This window comes from Streptomyces sp. NEAU-YJ-81 (assembly GCF_017592595.1).
Classification (GTDB): Bacteria; Actinomycetota; Actinomycetes; order Streptomycetales; family Streptomycetaceae; genus Streptomyces; species Streptomyces hygroscopicus_B.
On record NZ_JAGFNO010000037.1, the window covers coordinates 28,750 to 47,931 of the forward strand.

Annotated in this window: 19 protein-coding genes and 3 pseudogenes; 11 read left to right on the top strand and 11 right to left on the bottom strand. The window is 68.3% G+C overall.

Annotated features, from left to right (window positions below; translation table 11 throughout):
- Positions 1-23: 23 nt before the first annotated feature.
- A complete protein-coding gene (locus tag J5X86_RS43660; RefSeq protein WP_208522179.1) occupies positions 24-863 on the bottom strand; it encodes a LysR family transcriptional regulator in 840 nt (279 codons plus the stop codon).
- Between the two features lie 93 nt (positions 864-956).
- On the opposite strand from J5X86_RS43660, the gene J5X86_RS43665 reads away from it, so the two are divergent.
- Positions 957-1,694 carry an SDR family oxidoreductase gene (locus tag J5X86_RS43665; RefSeq protein WP_208522180.1) on the top strand — a complete coding sequence of 246 codons (738 nt, stop codon included), beginning with the start codon at positions 957-959 and terminating at the stop codon, positions 1,692-1,694.
- A gap of 90 nt (positions 1,695-1,784) precedes the next feature.
- Here J5X86_RS43665 and J5X86_RS43670 read toward each other — a convergent pair whose 3' ends face one another.
- The 5 genes from J5X86_RS43670 to J5X86_RS43690 form a co-directional block, all read right to left on the bottom strand.
- Positions 1,785-2,090 (bottom strand): transposase, encoded by a 306-nt coding sequence (locus J5X86_RS43670; protein WP_208522181.1) that lies wholly within the window; start codon positions 2,088-2,090, stop codon positions 1,785-1,787.
- 270 nt (positions 2,091-2,360) lie between these two features.
- A complete protein-coding gene (locus J5X86_RS43675; protein WP_208522182.1) occupies positions 2,361-2,576 on the bottom strand; it encodes a hypothetical protein in 216 nt (71 codons plus the stop codon).
- A gap of 106 nt (positions 2,577-2,682) precedes the next feature.
- A complete protein-coding gene (secD, locus tag J5X86_RS43680) occupies positions 2,683-4,983 on the bottom strand; it encodes a protein translocase subunit SecD (protein WP_208522215.1) in 2,301 nt (766 codons plus the stop codon).
- A 705-nt stretch (positions 4,984-5,688) separates the two neighbouring features.
- Entirely contained in the window at positions 5,689-6,396 is a 708-nt protein-coding gene (locus J5X86_RS43685; RefSeq protein WP_055554920.1) for a response regulator transcription factor, read from the bottom strand.
- A 2-nt stretch (positions 6,397-6,398) separates the two neighbouring features.
- Complete coding sequence (locus J5X86_RS43690; RefSeq protein WP_208522183.1) at positions 6,399-7,361, bottom strand: HAMP domain-containing sensor histidine kinase; 963 nt, start codon at positions 7,359-7,361, stop codon at positions 6,399-6,401.
- Positions 7,362-7,736: 375 nt separating this feature from the next.
- Between J5X86_RS43690 and J5X86_RS43695 the strand changes: the two genes are divergently transcribed.
- The 4 genes from J5X86_RS43695 to J5X86_RS43710 all read left to right on the top strand — a co-directional run bounded on the left by J5X86_RS43695 (position 7,737) and on the right by J5X86_RS43710 (position 10,063).
- Entirely contained in the window at positions 7,737-8,066 is a 330-nt protein-coding gene (locus J5X86_RS43695) for a TraR/DksA C4-type zinc finger protein (protein WP_208522184.1), read from the top strand.
- Positions 8,067-8,117: 51 nt separating this feature from the next.
- A complete protein-coding gene (locus tag J5X86_RS43700; protein WP_208522185.1) occupies positions 8,118-8,486 on the top strand; it encodes a TraR/DksA C4-type zinc finger protein in 369 nt (122 codons plus the stop codon).
- Positions 8,483-9,340 carry a rod shape-determining protein gene (locus J5X86_RS43705; protein ID WP_208522186.1) on the top strand — a complete coding sequence of 286 codons (858 nt, stop codon included), beginning with the start codon at positions 8,483-8,485 and terminating at the stop codon, positions 9,338-9,340. Before J5X86_RS43700 ends, J5X86_RS43705 begins: the two co-directional genes overlap by 4 nt.
- A gap of 96 nt (positions 9,341-9,436) precedes the next feature.
- Positions 9,437-10,063, top strand: a complete 627-nt coding sequence (locus J5X86_RS43710) for a hypothetical protein (RefSeq protein ID WP_308124906.1) — start codon at positions 9,437-9,439, stop codon at positions 10,061-10,063.
- 14 nt (positions 10,064-10,077) lie between these two features.
- Here the strand turns inward: J5X86_RS43710 and J5X86_RS43715 are convergent, their stop codons facing one another.
- Positions 10,078-10,302, bottom strand: a complete 225-nt coding sequence (locus J5X86_RS43715) for a hypothetical protein (protein ID WP_208522188.1) — start codon at positions 10,300-10,302, stop codon at positions 10,078-10,080.
- Here J5X86_RS43715 and J5X86_RS52665 point away from each other — a divergent pair.
- A complete protein-coding gene (locus J5X86_RS52665) occupies positions 10,225-10,746 on the top strand; it encodes a TetR family transcriptional regulator C-terminal domain-containing protein (protein ID WP_374229421.1) in 522 nt (173 codons plus the stop codon). The two genes, J5X86_RS43715 and J5X86_RS52665, sit on opposite strands and share 78 nt — an antisense overlap.
- Here J5X86_RS52665 and J5X86_RS52670 read toward each other — a convergent pair.
- Positions 10,710-11,822, bottom strand: a pseudogene (locus J5X86_RS52670) (integrase core domain-containing protein). The gene J5X86_RS52665 and the pseudogene J5X86_RS52670 sit on opposite strands and share 37 nt — an antisense overlap.
- Positions 11,823-12,196: 374 nt before the next feature.
- Here J5X86_RS52670 and J5X86_RS53110 point away from each other — a divergent pair.
- A pseudogene (locus J5X86_RS53110) lies at positions 12,197-12,396 on the top strand (hypothetical protein); the annotation flags it as partial.
- A 35-nt stretch (positions 12,397-12,431) separates the two neighbouring features.
- Here the strand turns inward: J5X86_RS53110 and J5X86_RS43725 are convergent.
- Positions 12,432-13,514: a hypothetical protein gene (locus J5X86_RS43725; RefSeq protein WP_208522189.1), complete on the bottom strand. Its 1,083-nt coding sequence runs from the start codon at positions 13,512-13,514 to the stop codon at positions 12,432-12,434.
- Between the two features lie 423 nt (positions 13,515-13,937).
- Between J5X86_RS43725 and J5X86_RS43730 the strand changes: the two are divergent.
- Positions 13,938-14,492: pseudogene (locus J5X86_RS43730) on the top strand (DUF6192 family protein); the annotation flags it as partial.
- Positions 14,493-14,779: 287 nt separating this feature from the next.
- Positions 14,780-15,700 carry a pentapeptide repeat-containing protein gene (locus J5X86_RS43735; protein ID WP_208522190.1) on the top strand — a complete coding sequence of 307 codons (921 nt, stop codon included), beginning with the start codon at positions 14,780-14,782 and terminating at the stop codon, positions 15,698-15,700.
- Positions 15,701-15,845: 145 nt separating this feature from the next.
- Here J5X86_RS43735 and J5X86_RS51410 read toward each other — a convergent pair whose 3' ends face one another.
- Together J5X86_RS51410 and J5X86_RS51415 are read right to left on the bottom strand one after the other, a co-directional pair.
- A complete protein-coding gene (locus tag J5X86_RS51410; protein WP_243983012.1) occupies positions 15,846-15,986 on the bottom strand; it encodes a hypothetical protein in 141 nt (46 codons plus the stop codon).
- A 22-nt stretch (positions 15,987-16,008) separates the two neighbouring features.
- Entirely contained in the window at positions 16,009-16,392 is a 384-nt protein-coding gene (locus tag J5X86_RS51415) for a hypothetical protein (protein ID WP_243983014.1), read from the bottom strand.
- Between the two features lie 555 nt (positions 16,393-16,947).
- Here J5X86_RS51415 and J5X86_RS43745 point away from each other — a divergent pair.
- Both J5X86_RS43745 and J5X86_RS43750 read left to right on the top strand, forming a co-directional pair.
- Positions 16,948-17,157, top strand: a complete 210-nt coding sequence (locus tag J5X86_RS43745) for a type A2 lantipeptide (RefSeq protein ID WP_208522191.1) — start codon at positions 16,948-16,950, stop codon at positions 17,155-17,157.
- Positions 17,158-17,566: 409 nt separating this feature from the next.
- The gene (locus J5X86_RS43750) at positions 17,567-18,634 is read left to right on the top strand and encodes an integrase core domain-containing protein (protein WP_208522192.1); all 1,068 of its coding nucleotides are present in this window, start codon (positions 17,567-17,569) and stop codon (positions 18,632-18,634) included.
- Positions 18,635-19,182 lie beyond the last annotated feature (548 nt).

Here is a 19,182-nt window from a genome sequence, read left to right on the forward strand (position 1 = left end):
GCGGCTGCGCTCCTCATCCGGGTTCAGAGACGTGTTGCAACGCGGATGAGGTCAGCAACTGGACGAAGGCGGCTGTGCGGCGGCCAGGCGATCACCGTTGTCACGGGCGGAGCGTCCAGGACCGGCACGGCGGCGAGGTCTCGGCGCAGGTCGGCGCCGGCCGACTCGGGAATGACCGCGGTGCTGCGGCCGAGCGCGATCAGCTGGAAGAGCTGTGTCACGTTCCGTACCTCTGCGCCAGGTCCTTCTGGGTAGCTGCCGCCGGGGTCGGGCCAGCGGGCCATCGGTAGCTTGGGCAGTGCGGTGACGTCGTCCATCCGGACCTGGGAGCGGCTGGCGAGCGGGTGTGCGGCCGGCAGGATCGCGACCTGCCCCTCGGTGTACAGGGTTTCGGTGTCGAGCCCGACTGCTGAGTCGAAGGGCAGGTGGAGCAGAGCCACGTCGGCTTGCCCGTCCTGCAGCAGTTGCTGGTGCTGGTGTGCCTCGCAGAGCAGTAGCTCGACGGTGGCTGCGCCGGGTTCTGCGGCGTAGGCGTCGAGCAACTTGGTCAGCAGCTCGCCGGCGGTGCCGGTTTTGACGGCGAGGACGAGGCTGGGGTGTGCTGTCGCGGCCCGTTGGGTACGCCGCTCAGCCGCGGTCACTGCGCTGAGGATCGCGCGTGCTTCGGCCAGCAGCACGGCTCCGGCCTCGGTGAGCGTGACCTTGCGGCTGGTGCGTTCCAGCAGGGCGACTCCGAGCCGCCGTTCGAGCTGGGTGATCGTACGGGACAGGGGCGGCTGGGCTATCCCGAGGCGCTGGGCAGCCTTGCCGAAATGCAGCTCCTCGGCGACGGCGACGAAGTACCGCAGCTCGCGTATTTCCATGCGCCCAGGCTAATGACGGCAGACGGCTGATCGATATCGTTCGGGTATTGCTGCACTACCGAGAGGGTGTTGGTGCCCGGCCGCAGCGCGGGCATGCTCGCTGTCGTGAACGAGAAAACGATCGCGCTGGTCACTGGCGCGAACAAGGGAATCGGGTACGAGATCGCGGCCGGGCTCGGTGCGCGGGGCTGGAGTGTCGGTGTCGGCGCCCGGGACGAGCAGCGCCGGGAGGACGCCGTGGCGAAGTTGCGCGCGGCCGGTGCCGACGCCTTCGGCGTACCCCTGGACGTGACCGACAGCGGGAGCGTGACCGCCGCGGTCCAACTGATCGAGGAGCGGGCAGGACGGCTCGACGTACTGGTCAACAACGCCGGCGTTGCCGGCGGCTGGCCGGAGGAACCCACGACCATCGACCTCGACACCGTGCGGCGACTGGTGGAGACCAACGTCATCGGCGTCATCAGGGTCACCAACGCGATGCTGCCGCTGCTTCGCCGTTCGGCACACCCGCGGATCGTCAACCAGTCCAGCCACGTCGGCTCCCTGACACTGCAGACCACGCCCGGCGTCGACCTCGGGGGGATCAGCGGGGGCTACGCGCCGACGAAGACCTACCTCAACGCCGTCACCATCCAGTACGCCAAGGAGCTGAACGGCACCAACATCCTGATCAACAACGCCTGCCCCGGTTACGTGGCCACCGACCTCAACGGATTCAGCGGGACCCAGACCCCCGAGCAGGGCGCGGCGATCGCCATCCGACTGGCGACCCTGCCGGACGACGGCCCGACCGGCCAGCTCTTCGACGACAACGGGGTCGTCCCCTGGTGACCTGACCTTCGGAAGCGTTCCCTTCGATCAGACCGCGGCCGCCCGTCGGCCCCACGTGCACCCCGCCAAGATCGCTGCCGCTGGCCCTTGTCACGCAGCCTTGGCCGGGTACTCGGTCCACTGCCGGATGGGTGACTCGGATGCCATGCGAGTCTTCGGCTCGGCGCGGGCGTTGTGCCAGCGGATGTGGGCGGCGATGGCGGCGTTCTGCTCGTCGTGCGTGCGGTGGTCTATGCCATTGAGAGCGAAGCAGCGCAGCGCGGCAAACTCGGACTCGATCCAGTTCAGCCAGGAGCAGTAGGTGGGTGCGAAGACCAGCTTGATGTCGCTGTCGGCGGCCCAGGTGCGGACCTCGGCGTGGCTGTGCGGGGAGAAGTTGTCCAGCACGACGTACACAGCTTCTCCCCGGGCCAGCGTTCCCGCAGTGTCTTGAGCAGGCCGAGGAACTCGCGCCACTATTTGCGTTTGCGGATCCGGTAGGAGATCTGGCCGGTGGCCAGGTCGAGGGCGGCGAGCATGCGCATCACCCCTGAGGGGTGTGGGGTTCCAGAACTCAGCCCGGCCCCGTGGGCAGCGGAAATCGATGAGGCACCACAGTGGCCGGGCGGCCGGGGCTGACGGAAAGGCGGGCGCCTCCGGTCCGGAAGCGCCCGCGGTGCGGTCATGTCAGCCCGTGTTGTCGGCGCGCCAGGTGACCGTGTGCACGGTGGTCGGGTTGTAGAAGAACTGTCTGCTCGCCTTGCTCGTCGTGACGCACACCGTGCCGGCCACCGGGACGGTCCCGTCGTTCGTGTACGTGGTGTATTCCACGTCGACGGCGCGGGACCCGGTGTTCTGGAACACGAGCCCGTCGGCGTCTCCGGACCAGTCACCGCTGGTCACCAGGACCGGGGTTTCGACGGGTGTGGGGTAGGACGCGAAGGTGTGGCACGTGGTCGGTGCGGCGGGCGTCGTGGGGAAGGACGTGAGCTCGGAAACGACGGTGACCCTATCGAGGGGTTTCCTCGGAAGTCGACACCACGTTCTGCCCCGAGGAGCAGTGCCGCCGGGTGAACCACGACGGCCGCGGCCGCGACGCCTTCCGGGGCGGGTGCAGCTCGATGGTGAGTGAGGCGGCGGTGAAGACGGAGGAGTAGGTGCCGGCCGCCAGGCCGATGAGCAGGGCGAGGGCGAAGTCGGCGAGGGTGTCGTCGGCGAGGACGGCGAGTGCGGTGAGGATGAGTGCCGCGCCCATGCCCGTGTTGACGGTACGGGGCAGGGTCTGCAGGATCGCCCGGTTCGTCAGGCGGGGAAGCGGTGTCGTGCGGTCGCGGTCGAGCAGTTCGCGGACGCGGTCGAAGAGGACGACGGAGTCGTTGACCGAGTAGCCGATGACGGTCAGCAGGGCGGCCAGGAAGACCCCGTCGATGGGCTTGCCGAGCCAGGCGAAGGCGCCGATGACGATCACCACGTCGTGGGCGAGCGCGACGACGGCCGCGGTCCCGAAGAACCAGCGGAAGCGCACCGCGAGGTACAGCAGTTGGGCGCCCAGTGCGAGGGAGAGCGCGATGAGGGCGTTGCGGCGCAGTTCGTCGCCCATGCTGGGGCCGATCAGCTCGTCGCGGATCTTCTTCGTCTCGCCGCCGAGGTTGCTGATGGTTTCGGTGACGGCGGCCTCGTCGGCGTTGGTCAGGTTCTCGGCGCGCACCGTGAGCCCGGTGTCACCGGAGGACTGCACCACCGCGCGGGGGAACCCGGCGTCGGTAAGGGCGGTGCGGGCCCGGTCGGGGTCGACGGAGGTGCTGGTGGCGTACTCGATCAGCCGGCCGCCGGTGAACTCGATGCCGAAGTCCAGGCCGCGGACGAGGATGCCCGACGCGGCCATAACGGCGAGTGCGGCGGAGGCGGCCAGCCAGCGGCGCGGACGGCGCATCAGGAACGGGTCGCGGCGCAGCAGCCGGTCGCGGACCCAGCCGGTGCTCGCGATGCCGGTGACGCGGGGTCGGCGGAAGACCGCGGGGCGGTTGGCCGCGTACTCGGCGAGCACCCGGCTGATCACCAGGGCGCTGACCATCGAGGCGAGGACGCCGACGGCGAGGGTGATGCCGAAGCCGCGCACCGGGCCGGAGGCGAAGGCGAACAGGAGAGCCGCGGCGATCAATGTGGTGATGTTGGAGTCGGCGATCGCGCTGAGGGCTCCGCGGAACCCGGCCGTCACTGCCGATCGGGGGGTGGGGCGGCTGCGGGCCGCGTACTCTTCGCGGGTCCGTTCGAAGACCAGGACGTTGGCGTCCACGGCCATGCCGATCGCCAGGACGAACCCGGCGAGGCCCGGCAGGGTCAGTGTGGCGCCGAGCGCGGCCAGGGCGGCGTAGGAGACGAGGGCGTAGCAGGCCAGGGCCGCGGTCGCGAGCAGGCCCATGAGCCGGTAGACGGCGATGATGAACAGCGCGGTCAGCGCGGTGCCGATGCCGGCGGCCCAGGCCGCGGCCTCGATGGCCGCATCGCCGAGCGTGGCGCCGATGGTGCGCTGTTCCACGGTCTCGACCGGTACGGGCAGGGCTCCGCCGGAGATGAGCAGGGCCAGTTCGCGGGCTTCGGTCTCGTCGAAGGAGCCGGTGATCTGGGTGGTGCCGCCCGGGATGCCGGTCCCGCACGGTACGGAGGGGTCGACCTGCGGCGAGGAGATGATCTTGTTGTCGAGGACGATGGCGACCCGGCGCTGCGGGTCACCGGCCGGGTGACAGGCGGCCCGTGCGGTGATCTGCCGCCATTGGTCCTGGCCGGTCTTGGAGAAGTCGACCGCGACGTGCCATCCGGCACCGCCCTGCTGGTCGAAGCGGGCGTCGGCGCCTTCGACGTCCCGTCCGGTCAGATCGGCGGCCCGCAGGCGCAGGGGCTGTCCGGACTTGTCCGGCAGAACGCGCTCCTTGGCCGGATCGGTCGCCGGGGCGGTGGCGCCGTCGGCGGTCCGGGCCGGGCCGAGGACCGCGTGGACGGTGAGCTGCGCGGTGCGGCCCAGCACGTCGGCGGCTTTCTTCGGGTCAGACACGCCGGGCAGCTCGACGAGGATGCGGTGGTCGCCGGAGCGGACGAGGGTCGGTTCGGCGACGCCGAGCGCGTCGATGCGGCCGCGCAGCACTTCCACGGTGCGGTCGGTGGCCGCGGCGTCGGCGTCGGTGGTGGGGGTGGAGCGGGTTTCCAGCATGATCTGGGTGCCGCCGCGCAGGTCGAGGCCGAGGCGGACGGGCGTGGTGAGGGCGATGGCCAGCGATCCGGCGATCACGGCGAGGGCGAGTAGCGCACGCACGCGCAAGGACTTGGTGCGGTTGTTCCGGCGGTTGTTCTGGCGGTTGTTCTGGCGGTTGTTCCAACGGTTGTTCCGGCGTTTCAACACGAGCCTCCGGCAGGCACGCCGCGGCAGCGGCCCGCGCGGCCGCGACGGAGGAAAGGGTGATGGGTCGCGTCAGGTACCTGCGGGTGCCGGAGGGGCCCGGCCGCGGTCGTGGGCCGACCGGCCGGGAGAGGCGGGTGCGCACGCGGAAGGCGCTGAAGCACGGGTACCGACAGCCGGGCCGGCATCCGCGTCAGGGGGGTCGGTGGCGTGGTGATCCGGTGGGCACGGGCGCTCGCCGAGGTGGTCGTGGCGGACTCTGGCCTGGGCCGCGCAGCCGACGGCACACGGGTCGTCCGCGTGGGGACCGGTGTCGGGGCGCTCGGCGCCCGTGGCCGCCGGGGCCGGATCGAGCACCGGAACGGAAGCCGCGGGCACCGGAACGGAAGCCGCGCGCGCGGCATCGGCGGGAACCAACGCCAGCAGGACGGCGAGGAGCGCGATGAGCGTCCCCGCGAGCGGGTGAACTGCGGTCGGGGTGCTGCGGGGTGCTGGGCGCATGCACCGTCCCCTTCCTGCGGGGTGCTCGACTCCTGCCGTGTGCTCGGCGTGGGGTGCCGGTCCGTGGCTCCGGCCGGGGAGTGGACGACCAGAGCCCCGGACGTCGGTGCGGGGCGGGCGTCAGGGTTCGATGAGACCTGCGCGGATGGCGTAGCGGGTCAGCTCCAGCCGGTCGTGCAGACCGAGCTTGTGCAGGAGGTTGGCCCGGTGGCGGTGCACGGTCTTGACGCTGATGAACAGGATCTCGGCGATCTCCTTGGAGGAGTGCCCTTCGGCGACGAGTTTGAGGACCTCCTCCTCACGAGGGGTGAGGAACTGGTCGGGGTCTTCCTCGCCGTGGCGGACGCGCTCCAGGTAGTTGCGGATGAGGGCGGTGACCGCGCCGGGGTAGAGGAACGGCTCGTTGCGCATCGCGGCCCGGCAGGCGGCGACCAGGTCGCGGTCGGCAACCGACTTCAGCACATAGCCACAGGCCCCGGCCTTGAGTGCCTGGAACAGGTACTGCTCGTTGTCGTGCATCGTCAGCATCAGGATGCGCAGACCCGGCTTGAGCGCCACCAGCTCCCGGGTGGCCTGAAGACCGGTCAGGCGCGGCATGGCGATGTCCAGCACGGCCAGGTCGATCTCCTGGCTCCGGGCCGCCTCGATGGCCTCGGCACCGTCCCCGGCCTCGGCGACGACCTCCAGGTCGGGTTCCCTGTCGAGGATCAGGCGTACGCCGCGGCGTACGAGAGCGTGGTCGTCGGCGAGCAGGATGCGGATCGGCTTCCCGGCCGTGGCGGACGGTGCCGAGGCCGTGGTGGGTCCGGGCGGGGTCGGATCGGGCATGGTCAGAGCTGCTTCCTGGGGGCGGGTGTGATGAGGCGGATCCGGGTACCGGTGCCAGGCGTCGAGGTGATGTCGAGGGTGGCCCCGGCGAGCAGGGCCCGTTCGCGCATGCCGCGGATCCCGGCGCCTTCGCAGGCGGCCTCGATGCCGCGGCCGTCGTCGGCGATCTCCAGCACCACCGCCTCGCCCACCCGGTGCAGGCTCACCTCGACCTGCCGCGCGTCCGCATGGCGGGCCGCGTTGGTCAGGCTCTCCTGAGCCACCCGGTACAGCACGAGCTCGCTCTCCCGGTCGAGGGTGGGCGGATCGGAATCGAGGCGGCGCACGACCCGCAGCCCGGTGTGGGTGGCGAAGTCCTGCGTGAGCGAGGTCAGTGCGCTGACCAGGCCCAGGTCGTCCAGGACGCCGGGCCGCAGGCGGCGCACCAGGCGGCGGACCTCGTCCAGGCTCTCCCTGGTGATCTCCTGGGCCTGCTGGAGGTCCTCGCGCAGCGGTTCGGGGGCGTCGTCCGCGGCGCGCTTGAGCACCAGCAGGATCGCGGTCATGCTCTGCCCGACCTCGTCGTGCAGTTCCTGGGCGATGCGGCGGCGTTCCGCCTCCTGGGCCAGCAGCGCCCGGGCGCTGGACGTGGCGCGTTCGTGCTCCAGCCGGTCGAGCATGGCGTTGAAGGTGCGGATCAGCTCGGACACCTCGCTACCGCCGCTGGCGCCAGGCACGGGCAGCCGCTGGCCCGGGCGCAGCAGGTCGACGGTGGTCATCAGCCTGGTCAGCCGGTCCAGCGGGGCCAGGCCCCAGCGCAGCAGGGTGCCGTTGGCGACCAGCATGACGGCGAGACCGCCGACCAGGATGATCGCCTCGGTCAGCAGCACCGGCACGGAGACGGTCACCGGCGCCCACAGCAGCAGCGCCGTAGCGGTGCCCAGCACCAGGGCGTTGAGCCCGAAGATCCGCCAGAACAGCGACACCGGGGAAGTTCCTCCTTCTGCGCTCCGCGTGTGATCAGCTCTACTGTCGCCCATCGCACCCCGGCGGAGCCGCCACAACTGATCACGACCGAGCCTGACACAGCCTGCCTCCCGCACCGCGCGCGGTCGATGGGGCCCGTCACCCATATCCGAGGTCATCGGGTACCCACGCGCCCTTCCCCGCCATCGCCCCGTGGTCACCGCTGCCCCGGTCAAATGGGGTCCGCGCCCGATGGGCTTCCGACGCCGGGTCGAGCAGAGTCGAAGGTGCTCGAGCCGTCCGGTACGGCCAGTGCGCGCGGTCGTGGAGACCGCGGCCGGCGGAACCGGGCGGCTACTGCCGCGCCTGGCGCGCTTTCACGAAAGGACCTCATCGTGCCGCTCGACACCGCCCAGACCGGCCCCCGCCCCGGGCGGCTGACCTCTCATGAAACCCGTCAGCGCCTCGAACACGCCCGCAACAGCCGCCTGGCTCAGCTGCGTGCCCTCGACGAGAGCGCCCAGAGCACGGACGCCCATCTGGTGTCCGCTCAGACGGAGGCGATCCAGCGAGTCCTCACCGAGATCGACGAGGCGTTCGCCCGCGTGGAGGACGACACCTACGGCATCTGCCAGGGCTGCGCCAAGCCCGTCCCCGCCGAACGCCTGGAGATCCTCCCCTACACCCGGTACTGCGTCGCCTGCCAGGGCCGCGCCACCGCCTGACCCGCCCCGTCCGCCTCCTGTTTTCGTCTCCGCCCTGCTCAAAGGGGTGAAGTGGTGAACCACCAGACCATCGGCGACCGTGCCGCGCACCTGTCGCCCGAGGACCTCGCCGCGCTGCGGGAGAACCTCCACGAACAGCGCCTGTTCCGCCAAGAACAGCTGCGGCAGATCGCCGCGCCGCCCCGCGCCGAGGACCTGCTCCGGCGCCGCTCCGCGGCACAGGCCGAAGTGCACGTCAAAGTCGCCGCCTCCGCGCGCATGGTCCTCGCCGACGTGGAGGCGGCGCTGCGACGCATCGCCGAGGGCCGCTACGGCACGTGCCACCTGTGCCGTCGCCCTGTCGAGCGCGACCGGCTGATAATCGTTCCACAGGCCCGCTACTGCGCACGGTGCCAGCAGGTACGGGAGGCCGGACGATGACCGTCCGCCGCCGCTTCCGGCCCGGCTCCCCCGCCGGGCACCGGCACCAGCCCTGGCCGTTGTGCCGGCACTGCTGCGGCCTCGCCCTGGACCTGGGCAGCGCCCGCACCCGCGCCTGGATAGCCGGCCGCGGGATGGTCCTCGACGTACCCACCATCACCTTCCCCGGTGCTGGGGCGGTGTATCCGGTCCAGCGCGGCGCCATCGTCGACGTTCCGGGAACGGCCCGGATGCTCGACCGGCTCCTCAGCCACCGCCTGCCCCGCCTCACCCGCCCGCTGGTGGTGGTCACCGCGCCGGTGCTGGACGGCCCCGCCTACCGGGAACGGGCCCGCGCCGCCGTGGAAGTGCTCCGCCCCCGCGCGGTCCTGACCGTCCCCACCGCGCGCGCCATCGCCCTGGCCGCGGGCGCCGACCTCTCCCTGCCGCTGCTCGTGGTGGACATCGGCGCCCATCTCACCGAGGTGGTCCTCCTCGTCGACGGCCTGGTCTTCGACGCCCGCCGCACCGCCCTGGGCACCACCGACCTCGCCGGCACCACCGACCTCGCAGACGCCGACGCCACGGCGGAGATCAGCGAAGCCATCAGCACCATGTTCACCTCCATGCTCCGGCAGGACCGCACGTCCCTCACCGCCGAGGCCCTGAGCCGGGGTGCCCTCCTGGCCGGTGGCGGCGCACTGCGCCCCGACCTCACTCACCGGCTCGCCGGCGGCACGCACGCGCCCCTGCGGGCGGTTCCCACCCCGCATACCGCGGCGATCCGCGGCGCCGCCACGATGTTGCGGGCCGCGCACGGACATCCGTCGGCCAGGGGCACGTCCCCACCCGGGCCTGGCCCGCTCTTCCACTGACCTCGCTGACCTCGCTGCCCCCTGACCCCGCCACCTCACCGGCCGGGGTCTGCTGAACGCCACCCCCTGCCCCGGAAAGGAGAACCTGTGTCCGGCGTGCCACCACCCGCACAGCCCCCGGATCCCCCGCGCCACGGGCTCGTGCACCCCCTGTCGCTGTGGCGCTGGCGGCACAATCCGCTGTACCGGCGCACCGACCGCCTCCAGGGCCGGATCGCCCTGGCGATGTTGCTGCTCGTACCGATCCTGGGGCTCGGTGCCATGTTCGCCATCGGTGACGCCGCCCACCGGCACTACCGCGCGGCCGCCGAGCACCAGAGGCAGACCCTGCGCCTCACCACGGCCGTCCTCACCCACGACGCCCCGGACCATCCGGAGCCCGGATCGGCGGAGGCGAGAGAGAACCGCTATCCGGCCACGGTCCGCTACACCGACCCGGACGGACGGATCCGCACCGCCGAGACCGACGTCCTGCCCGGGCTCAGCGCGGGCAGCTCCGTCGACGTGTGGGTCGACGCGGACGGAGCGATCGCCGAGCCGCCCATGCCCGCCGAGCAGATCCGCAGCCGGACCATGGGCTGGGCGCTCGTCGGCTTCCTGACCGTGACCCTCGCCGGTGCCGCCGCCTACCGCGGCGTCGCCGTGGTCCTGCGTCGGCGCAATCTCGCCCAGTGGGACGCCAAGTGGGCCGAGACCGCGCCACGCTGGACCACGTCCCCCTGAGCCTGCGCAAACGCTCACGCCTGCCCGGACCGACCACCCTGGACGAGCGCGGCCGAGCCATGCCGTCCCCGGCCGCGGGGCGGACGGCCGGGCAGGTCGTCGACGGGCCGCGGAGCCGACAGCGGCCGCGGCCACTGGGCCGCGGCCACTACGTGCGCCTCATGGCGGAGAACACCGCCTCCGACACCGAGCGCCGCGGATGCCTGTTGGCCAAGGGCGCGGCGGAACTGGCCCAGCATGATCCGACGGTCGCCGGACGGTCGGACGAGACCATGAGGGCACTGCTGACCCTGCTGCGGACGGAGATCAGCGCCGCCCAGCGCCACGGCGACATCGATAGCGCTGCGGATCCGGAGCGGTTGGCGGCACTGCTGTTGACGGTGGTCCGCGGTATCGAGGCGGTAGCAAGGCCGGCCTGGACCCGGAGACGCTGCGGAACATTGCAGACACCGCACTGGCGGTCCTGCCCATGCCCGAGGGGCAGAAACGCCTCGCAACCGGGCGCAGTCCGGCCCGCGAGAACCAACTTGGTGCCATCACGGCCACATGTCCGCCGGACAGTGCCTAGCCAGCAGCGCCTGCACCGTGCGCAGGTACTGGTGCCGAAACCCCCGAGCAGCAACCCTGAAGGGTGTCAATATTCCGATCAGGCAGCTGAGCTGGGCCTCTCCTGTGGATGGTGAGGCAGACGGAGTGACGTGGTGTGGTACTCGTTGATCAGTCCGCCAAGTACTTGGCGGCGCCTGACCATGGCAGCAGGCAGGAGGATGACGTTTGGGTCGTCGTCAGGTGCTCGTAGGCCGAGGCCGCGGTGAGCTCGTCCCGCGTTGTAGTGCTTGGCGTACGTGGTGAGGACCGCGCGGAGGTGTCGTTCGCCGGTGATGAGGAGGCGATCGGTGCATTCTGCGCGGGCTGTGCGTATCCATCGTTCGGCGAACGCGTTGGACCGCGGGCTCTGCGGCGGCGTCGGGATGACGGCTGTGCCGTTGCCCGCGAAGACGGCGTCGAACGCGGCGGTGAACTTGCTGTCCCGGTCACGGATGAGGAACCGGAAGCACCCAGCCCTCTCCTTGAGATCCATGAGCAGGTTGCGGACGAGTTGGGCGACCCAAGCACCGGTCGGGTGGGCTGTGACACCCGGGACATGGACGCGCCGGGTAGCGATCTCCATGACGAAGAAGACATAGAGACGTCTGAGGAAGACGGTCTCTACGTGCATGAAGTCGCAGGCGAGCAGCGTGTGGGCCTGTTAACGGAGGAAGGAACGCCAGGTCTGCTGAGATGCTCGCTGCGGTGCGGGCGGCAGGCCGGAGCGGCGCAGAACGCGCCGGATCGTGGCGGCGGCGACCCGATAGCCAAGCCGTCGAAGCTCACCTTGGATCCTGACGTATCCCCAGGTCGGGTTCTCTCTCGCCAGGCGCTGGATGAGCGCAACTGTCCCTTCCGGCAATGGTGGACGACCGGACCTGACCGCCGTCTGGCGCCACTTCCAGCGCACCAGACGACGGTGCCGGGCCAGCAGCGTGCCCGGAGTGACCAGCCGATGGCGACGCAAGACGGGTGGCAGGTACCGTGCGAGAGCGGAGAGCACGGCACGATCAGCCCATGAGAGCCGCGGCCGCTCTACCTGCCGGCGCAGCACAGCGACCTCATGACGAAGTGCGAGGATCTCGGCGTTGTTCGCGGCGGTCGATCGGCCCAGCAAAAGGAAGCAGCCCAGCAGCCGACAGAAGACCAGGTACAGCAGTCGCAGACCCACGATCACTGATCATGCCCATACTTGAGCGATCGCAAAGCCCCAGGTCAACCACCGTACGGCAATAAAGACACCCTTCACGCATGCTCATCTTCGGCCAACGCCACCTACAGACCACCTTGGGCGAGTACGCCCGGCACTACAACCGCCATCGCCCCCACCGTGCACTACAACCACAACCACAACCACCACGACCCGACCACCGCGTCACCAGCCTCACTCACGAACGGATCAAACGCCGACCCCTCTTCGGAGGCCTCATCAACCAATACGACAGAGCGGCATAAAGCCGCAGGTCAACGCAGCGGCCCAGTTCTGGAACCCCACACGTGCTTCACGATGTGTTTCTTGAGCTCAAGGTCCTCTGACCGACCGACCTTGACCGGCAGGCGATTCGACGCGGCACGTTCAGCGTCAAGGACCTCATCGCCGCGATCGAGACCTTCATCGACGGCTGGAACGAACCTGCGATGAGCCGCTCGCCCGAACCAAGACAGCCGACCAGATCATCCCGCGCGCCACCAAAGGTCAACGAACTTCGATGGCGCGACAGAAAATGAGATTGAATGCGTCGTAGATGAGGACCAGAACCGTGCGTGCCGGGGCGTGCACTTACTGTCCGCTCGTGAGCACCAGATCAATCTGAAGATCGTAGTTCCATTGGGTGAAATCTCGCCATCCGGTATCTCTGTTGATGAAGCTGACGGTATACGGACCTACTCCCGCCGCGAGATCAGCGTCTGACAACCAGGACCGTTCTTCCCGGCCATACCGAACGTCGTGTCGGAACAACCCAGCAATCCCGACGAGTCCACTGATCAAACCGAGAGCTACCCCGGCCCCCAACACATATGGGTTCGTGGTTGCCGCACCTGCAGCAGCTACTGCGGCTCCAAGCCCCGCAATGGCTTTGACGACTTCGCCATAGCCGCCATCGTCTTCCCAAAGCTCAACCGCGAGATCCAAGAAGCCACCGGGATCAGCCCCCGGGTACATATACCGGTTCGGCCACTTGACATCTGTGTCGCCGTCGTTCATTCGATAGCGAGGACTCGTCTCGGCCCTCAGGTTCCCTGCACCATCGACTACGACAGACACGACGTACACCTCGTCGTGGCCGATCTCGTCTTTGTCGTTGCACTTGATCCGCGACAGCCTGAGCGCGTACCTCGGCCTTGCCGGAGTCTCGCCGACAGCCAACACTTGCCCACAACGGGGGCCGATCGTTAGCTCACCCCACACGGCCTGGGTAGCCTCGTAGAGCAGCGACTTGTTCGCCTTGACCTCGTCGGAAGGAGTCCAGTTGGAAACGCCGACATCAAGAGCGCGACTCACCTCGGCCTTGATGAGATGTCGCTTGAGTCGGGCTATCGCATCGTGATAAGCCGAATATTCGGCAGCTCGATTCCGAACGCGCTCTTCCCAGGAGTAACCACGCTCCTTCGTCCGGTCCCGAACACCTCGGGACCGGGACGTCGCCCGCCCCGCCTGGTCCACCCTCGACGTCTTCTTCCAACCGTCGAGGATGCTGTCAACGAGATCGGGCGACGATTCACGCAACGTGGTGGCGAACACATCCTCTGGGTCGGAACCCCCACGCTGACCAGTTTCCAACCCCTCGACGAACAGTGGGGCGAGCGACGGTTCTGGACCGAAGATGCGTTCGCATTGTTCGGTGAATGAGCGGGTCGCCATGCCGCACCTCCAGCGCTGCTTCTCAGTTTATTTCGTCGTTCCGACTGGTCTCCAAACGGTGACATCGCATGGTTTGAGCATAACCCTACTTAGCGGGCGTTTGCCCGGCGAGCGCTCACAACGACGGTGATCAAAAGATCTTTTCACCATGATTGACATGCGCCTATCACTGGTCCCGAATCGTATTTTCACCGGGTGGAACTGCTGCAGCTGGACCCCTGATGCCGCAGCCGCCGAAGCAGGCCCTGAACTGGTCGGCGGGAAGGGCGGCGGTGCGGGCCTGGCCGGTGTGGCCGGGCGGGTTGCGGAAGACGGTTCCCCCATCCGGGTGACGGCCGATTGCCAGGACGAGGTGGCCGCCACACCGCTCGGGTGCGGCCGGCGGATCTCTTGGGAGACGGAGGCCATGACCATGTGCCCGGCGTCCAGCGCCCGGGTGAGGCCGTCCATCGTCAGCTCGCGGTGCACCACCGCATCGATGCCGTGCTGGTCCTTCACGTACTGGGTGAACGGGGCGCGGTGACCGCCGACTTCTTGAAGCGTCCTCAGGCGGCGGCCAAAGTGCCCGTGGAGGACAAGGTCCGGGTGGTGGAGGAGTTCACCCGCGAGGAGTCGGTGGCGACCACCGCGGCCACCGGCCTGCTGCGGCGGCCGGACGTCGCTCTCAAGGCGATGAGCGACGACACTGCCCGCTTCCAGGTCAACCATGCCCAGGCCGAACGCGGTCGGCAAGCCCGTGAGGACTTCGACCGGAGCAGTCCGGTCGTCCCGGCTGTCCGTCAGATCGACCGGTCGGTGGAGTTCCTGGATCTGGTGACCGCCTGCCACTCATTCGTGGCGGCCGCCGACCGGGTTGTCCCCGGGCTGCGTGACCGGCAGCTCGGCGAGGACGAGCGGACCATCGTGCACCAGAACGTCGCGAAAGTGCAGGCCACGTTCTCTGAACTACCGTCAGCGGAAGCCCTCGTCCCGGGTTGACCGCAGGCCGCAAAGGGCTCCCACGAAGTACGGGCTTCCGTTGCTCATATCTTCCTCAAGAAGGATCCCCTGCAACCGCTTGTGTGATCCCATAAACTATGGGCCGTTCGCACTGGGTAGATATCACATTGCCAAGCTTGTGGCACAACTATGTGTCGAGGCCTGCCAAGAAGCACGGGAGGAAGCTGACATGCCTGTTGATCTCTGCTGCCGCCTTGGTGGCGCTGACGACCTATCTTGAAACAGCAGGGGCGCTTGGGCGGAGACTAGTGTCGGCACTTGTACCCATGAGCCAACCTGGCTGGGATGGTCTTTCCAATGAAGCAAAAGCGCAGGCAGAGGGCCAGTTTCGGCTTTTTTTGGTGCAAGGCCTGGCCGCCCTCGGTGCCTCAATTGCCTTGGGATATACCGCGCGCAACTATCGCCTATCTCGCCGAGGCCAAGTAACCGACCGCCTGATTAAGGCACTGGAGCGACTCAGCTCGGATGACGAGCACATTCGGCTCGGTGGTGTGTTGGCCCTAGAGCAGGTGGTGCATGACGCACCAGATCAGGCGATCCACATCAGCCAGATCCTGTCCGCGTTCTTGCGTAAGCACGCACCTAAGGTTCGTCGTGCGTCTTTGAGTAATGAGGGCGTTCTAGTTACGCACGCGCCGAATCTCGACCCACTTCCTTCCACTCCAGCCCCAGATGTTCAGGCTGCGTTGACGGTGCTGACACATCGGAAGCTCCACCAAAGAAGAAGTGTTGGCCCGGTAGATTTCCTAGAGCTGCCATTCAAGGTCGACTTGAGCGGTCTCCATCTCCATGGGGCCCGCTTCACAGATGCCTGGTTGCCGATGGCGCGCTTTGATGGCTCCGATCTAGCTGGAGCACGGTTCGATAGGGCGCTTCTCACTGGAGCCAGCTTCCCTGAAGCCAACCTATCAGGAGCACATTTTGAAGGTGCAAAATCCACTCTGAGTATCGACTTCAAGGGCGCCAATCTTTCTGGTGCTGTATTTGCTCATGCCGACCTGCGTGCATTTTTCGGCGGGGCGACCCTCACGGGTTCTTTCCTGTACCTAAGTAAACTACGGAATGCGCGGGAGCTGGCAGTCGAGCAGGTCTTGTCAGCAAACTCAGCGTGGGGGGCTCACCTTCCTCCGGATATCGCTGACGATCTGCGTGTTCAAGGGCGAGTCCGCAGGACCGATCTCGATTAGTTCCAGGAGCCGGTCCGACCGCGGCTTAACCTGCATCAGGTTCTGACCGAACGCGAGGAGAAGAACAGCGTCGCCATCGCCTCCAACGAGTCCTTTGGCAAAGCGCACATGTTCCGGCGAACTCGTGCAAGGTGCTGCCGAAACTTCACGGGTTCGGCAGGCGCCCGGGATCGATTCGGTCGGCGAGATAGACGAGCACGCCCTGGGCGTGCATACCGAAGACCGCCGCGACGAGCTTTGGGTCCATGGTGTTCAGGAGGTCCACGAGACGGGTGCTGCGGATCATCCGGGGCGGGTATCCGCAGTCGTCAAGGACGTGGGAAAGATAGGCAGTTGAGGCCAGGCTTCGCCCGGCCTTTGTTCAGGTTGGTCGTCGGCCATGCCTCGCGATGGGCCAGGCACCGTTCCAGCACGGTCCAGGAGGCGGGATCCAGTGGGACGGGATGGGGTCGTCTGCCGAGCCGGACGGTCTGAGCCGCTTCGTCGATGTCGTCGATCCGGAGCATGCGGACTTCCGAACTGGAGGCGGCGTGCAGCAAGGCGAGCATGCCCGTCAGAGCTTCGTGCGGGTGAACGCGCTGGTCGGTGCTCCAGCGCCGGAAAACGGCCCGCTGCTGATCCAGGGTGAGAGTCCGCCCGCGGAAGCCGCGGGGCTCCTTTGCTGTCAGGGTGCGGGTCGGGTCAACCAGCACGATGTGCTGCGAGCGGGCTCGCAGTGCAGCACCCCTGTCCCAGCTGCGGCAAGTTGGGCTATCTCCGTGAGACGACCGGGTGGTGCGGCCTGGTCACCGCCCGACGCGACCGCACTGCGCGCTGAAGGCCGCCGCCCTCACTCACGCGGCGCGGACAACGACCGCGCTACGAGCCCTGTGGCTGCGAGACAGGCAGATGATCGAGCACGCCCTGGAGGTGCCGCCAGATTGAGCTGCTCAGCGGCCATGCCCCAGCATCGACAAAAATCACCCTGCCGAGCCGAAGTCAGTAGTTCTGTCACGTCTACGGCCGTAAGTGACGTGCCATACGTCACCGGTTTCGTGCAGGTGTGACGTGTGGGGGACGAGTGGCGCAGTTGGAGTGTGGCGGCTGGATATCGGCGAGTCGGATCCGCAGGCTCTCCATGTCTGTGGATCTCTTTCTCCGGTACGGGCGGAGAGCCCTGCCCGTACCGGAGTCCGCGCCGGTCCCGGACCGCGGTTGTGGTCCCGGTCGCCTCATACAAGAGATCACTGACGAAGGAAGGGCGCTTTATGAGCAACAAAGCCCAGATCGAGACCCGCGAGATATCCGACGCCGACTTGGACGGCGTTGCCGGCGGCGCGGCCGGTCTGGCCCTGCAGGGCGGCCCGGGCCACCTGGAGGGCATCGGCGGCGCCGAGCTGGCCGGCCACAGCGTCACCGTGGACGGTGCGGCGAACCTGCGGAGCGGCCAGGCAGGCCTCAACGTCACCGCCGTCTGATCAGCCGTAACGGCTGATCATCCTCGATGCCTGAACCCCCTCGGCCGCACTGTCGCCGAGGGGGTTTCGTCATACGCAGACGCCTCGCGGCTGTATGCGCGGGGCGAGGTTGGCCGGGCTGCGCTTGACGTGCTCCCAGACCTCCGCTCGCAGGCGCCCGCAGTCCCCGCCGGCGGGCCGCTCGATGGCGCTCAGCCGGTAGGCGACCAGGGCGTCGGCCAGTTCCCGGGCCTTGTCGAGATCGGTGCACCAGGCCCTGGTCCACCAACTCGGTGCATCGCCGTTGTGGTCCTCGCCGAGGATGCCGTCCGGGACGTCGTACGTGCGCCGTAGCGCTCCATAATTGCTTCACCGGGTTTGGCCTGAGGCAACGCACCTGACCAGCAGGTACCCGGCATGATCAGTCCTCGTGCTGGTTCCACTTGTCTACCTCATCGCCACGCGAATCTTCGCGTGGCTGTTCCTGATGTCTCGATCTTCTGCGGCCAAGAATGCGGAGATACTGATCCTTCGACACGAACGCACGGTTCTGCGTCGACAGGTCACTGCGCCCAAGCCCGGCTGGCCGGACCGCGCGCTGCTCGCCGTTCTGACCCGACTGATCCCCCAAGCCCTGCGCGAACGCCGGATCGTCTCCCCGCCCACCCTGCTGGCCTGGCACCGGCGTCTGGTGAAGCAGAAGTGGACGCAGCCGCCGTCTACCGGGCGACCGCCCCTGCCGGAGGAAATCCGCAACCTGATCAGCCGGCTCGGCACCGAGAATTCCCGATGGGGCTTCCGACGCATGCACGGCGAACTGCGCCGCATCGGGCACAAGGTCAGCCCCGCCACCGTCCGGCGTGTGCTGCGTGCCCCCGGTCTCGGTCCCGCGCCGCGTCGCCAGCCGGCGCGCGGTGAGTGGGCGGCGTTCCTCAAAGCCCAGGCCAGCGGCCTGCTCGCCACCGATCTCTTCCATGTCGACTCCATCGGCCTGCAGCGGCTCTACGCGCTCTTCATCATGGAGGTGCGCACCCGCACCATCCACATCCTCGGCGTCACCGCCCATCCCACCGCCGCATGGGTCACTCAGCAGGCCCGGCAGTTCCTGTGGCAACTCCGCGATCGCGCCGCAGATTTCACTCACCTCAACCGCGACCGGGACGCGAAATTCACGGCCGCCTTCGACGCCGTGTTCGCCAGCGAGGACATCACTGTGGCCAAGGTCCCTCCACGCAGCCCCAACTGCAACCCCCACGCAGAACGCTTCATCCGCTCGGCACGGGAAGAGTGCACCGACCGTGTCCTGCTCTTCGACCGTGGCCACGCCGAGAAGATCCTCCACGACTACGCACACCACTTCAACAGCCACCGACCACACCAAGGCCGTGACCAACTCGCGCCCAGCGACAATCCGAACGTCATCCCCCTGCCAGCAGCCCGGATCAAACGCCGACAAGCCGTCGCCAGCCTCATCAACGAATACCACCGAGCCAGCTGACCATAAGGAGAATCCCAGCTCACAACCAATGAAGCCGTTCTAAAGCGCTACGCGCCTCCGCAACGAGACCGGCGGAACCTGGAGCCGATACGCCCCAGGGGATCACGCAAGGTCACCAGCAGGCTGGATACCTCGGGCAGCCGGCGCCAGTTGAATAGGAGAGCCCGCCAGTACCGAAGGCCGAGGCCCGACTCCTGCCGAGGAAACTTCGAGTACACCGGCTGGTCACCCCCGGAGCGCTGCTGCGCTGGCATCGCCGTCTGGTGACACGGAAGTGGACCTACGGGAGCTGGTCTGCCTGGCACACTATTACTCACACCGAAGCCCCCAGTCGACCGTCTCGCTACTGCGCCACAGAGCCCGATACGGCGCTCACCCCCTGGGAGTGCCCCGTCTGCCGGCAGACGCCAAGGGGCTTTGCCTCGCCTTGACCCGGCAGGCACCTTGCGGCCGCAAGGCCCGAGCGTCGGCCGCCTGCGGAAACACGTCGGCCAAGGTCATCAGCCGACAGCTCCCCTCCTGTCGCATGGGGAGCACGGCACCGTGCT